This window comes from Patescibacteria group bacterium, from assembly GCA_028710985.1.
GTDB lineage: Bacteria > Patescibacteriota > Patescibacteriia > JAHJFT01 > JAHJFT01 > JAQTTB01.
In genome coordinates this window covers 1-2,765 of the sequence record JAQTTB010000013.1, presented here as the reverse complement: position 1 = coordinate 2,765, position 2,765 = coordinate 1, and the positions used below count along the sequence as shown (strand labels likewise).

The 2,765-nt window shown below is 50.0% G+C and carries 1 protein-coding gene; it reads left to right on the top strand.

Translation table 11 applies throughout. The features are described from left to right. The coding region (locus PHW53_05295) for a hypothetical protein (GenBank protein MDD4995847.1) at window positions 1-2,765 on the top strand (2,765 nt) is incomplete at both ends.

The window sequence follows — 2,765 nt, the reverse complement described above, 5'->3', positions numbered from 1 at the left end:
ACCGCAACCATCATTACCGGCATCATGGAGCGCAAGCGCATGGGCTTAAGCAAAAAGCCGATGCTGGTCGTGCCTAACCATATTGTCTCGCAGTGGGCTAAAGAGTTTGTCGAGCTTTATCCGGGCGTCAATTTGCTGATTGCGTCCGAAAAAGACTTCCAGAAACAAAACCGCAGACGCTTGTTTGCCAGAATTGCGACCGGCAAATACGACGCCATCATCATCGGCCATTCTTCCTTCAAGTTCATTGCGGTGGACCCGGCAACAGAGCAGCAGTTTATCCGCGATGAATTGAAGTTGCTTGAAGATGCGCTGTCAACCGCAAAGGACAATAATGACAAGCGTGCGGTGCGCACTATCAGAAATCGGATAGCGAAACGGATGGAGCGGTTAAACAAGCTTAATTCAGCGCCGAAAGATGATGTTGTCAGCTTCGATCAGATGGGTATCGATTACCTGGCAATCGACGAGAGTCACAGTTTTAAAAATTTAGAATTTTCTTCAGGAATGCAGCGGGTATCCGGCATGGGCACGCCCAACGGCTCGCAACGCGCATTTGACCTGTACATGAAGCTGAGAACCTTGCTCGACAGGGATAATGGCGGCGTCACTTTTGCCACCGGCACGCCGATCAGCAACTCGCTGGTGGAAATGTACACGATCATGCGCTATCTGAACAAGCAGGGCTTGATTGACCGAAACATAGAATCCTTCGACGCATGGGCTAAAAACTACGCCAATGTTGAACCGGCTATCGAGTACACGGCCACCGGCAAGCTGAAAGAGCGCACGATCATGGGTACATTCAACAATGTCCCGGAAATGATGCAGCTCTACAAGGAATTTGCCGATGTCGTGACGATGAACGACCTGAAGCGTATTTATTCCGAGCAGATAGCCCGGTCAAACAAGGAGAAAGGCGAGAATAACCGCACCGAGTTCCCGGTTCCGAAAGTGGCGAAAGGCGGCAGGCAGTTGATTAAGGCGCAGCCAAGCGCCGAACAACTGGAGTACATGGACTATCTGATCGAGCGCACGCTGCAAGTCGAAGCGAATATGAAGTCCAAAGGCTTTGATCCGACTGTAGATAACCTGTTATGGATTTACAACGACGCCAAGAAAGCCGCGCTCGATATCAGGCTGGTTGACCCCAGTGCGCCGGATAATCCTGATAGCAAAGTCAACAAGGCCGTCGATGATATTGTTGAGATTTACCATAAATGGCACAAGGACAAAGGCACTCAGCTTGTGTTTATCGATATGTCAACACCCGGTAAGTCGTCGGTTAAAGACGCTAACAACCTGCTTAATTCGATCTACAAGCGCCTGAAAATAAAGCCGGACAGCACTGAAGATAAAACGGTCAAGGTGCTCGAAACCTACAAGGAGAAATGGAACTACCTGCAATTCAAGCTTAACGAATTGCTGGAAGACGAGAATATCAGCGAGGACGATAGTGAAACGCTGGAAGCCTTCATCGATGAGACTGTGGCGGAGAGCGAGGTCTTCTCTACGGCGGATTCCGGCTTCTCTGTTTACGACGACATCAAGACTAAGCTACTTGGCAAAGGCATCCCCGCCAATGAAGTGCAGTTTATCCACGACTACAAGACGGCGATACAAAAGCAGGAACTGTTTGCTCTGGTCAATAGCGGCAAAGTGCGCGTGTTATTGGGGTCAACGGCCAAGATGGGCGCAGGCACTAACGCACAGGAGCGCATGGTTGGCCTGCAACATATCGATTCGTCGCAGCATAACCGGCCCTCCGACATTGAACAGCGCGAAGGCCGCATCATCCGTCAGGGCAATAAACTGTATGAGCGCGACCCGGACGGATTTGAAGTTGAAATAAAAGCCTACTCGACTGAAAAAACCTTTGATGCGGTATCCTGGCAAACCCTGGGCAAGAAGGCTCGGATGCTGGATTCGTTCAGAAGCGGCGAGCGTACCGTCGAGGAAAGCCAAAGCGACACAGCCAGTTATCTTGAGTTTATGGCGGAAACAACCGGCAATCCGATTTTCCGGGAAAAGATCAAACTGGAAGGGGAAATAGCCGAACTTGAAACCGACGAGCGCCGACTGGGTGCGCAATTGTCGGCAGCGAAGCGCACTGTTGCCAATGCGGAAGATGACGCCAGGACGAATGAGAACAGAATCAAACAAGTCAAGGAGGCGCTGGACGACTTGGGCAAAGCCGATACCTACAGCTTTAACGGCGAGACTTTCAGGAATGATTACGACAAGGTATTCAGAGCCGAATGGCAGAAATATGATGATGCGAAAACGCCTTACAATCTGGCCTTGCAGGAATACGCTTTAGTCAGGGCTGAATACGACAAGGCCGAGAAAGGAGATCGCGGTAAAGCACCGGCAAAACCGAAAGAGCCTGAATACCCGCATTATTTCACCGAGGGGATGCAGGCAAAATCAGAGGCAGCGCGGTTTGTCAACAAGCTTGCCGAGGCTGTCAAGGCGTTTAAAAAGGATGGCGACAGCCTGCAACTTAAGGTTGGCGACCTGCCGATTGATGTCGAGCTTACCATTAAGCGCAACAAATCGAATAGCGATAAAGATGTCAAGTTTATCAATGTTTACGACAAATACGGCTTGGCAGGTTTTGAAATAACGGATGCGCAGATTGATAACATCGTTCTTCTTGTCAACAAGTTTTCCAGACATACCTACAATGAAGTTCTGGACAGCCGCGAAGACCGGGCAAAAAAACAGGCCGAGCAGGTTAAAATCTCGAAAGAGTTTGTCGCCAA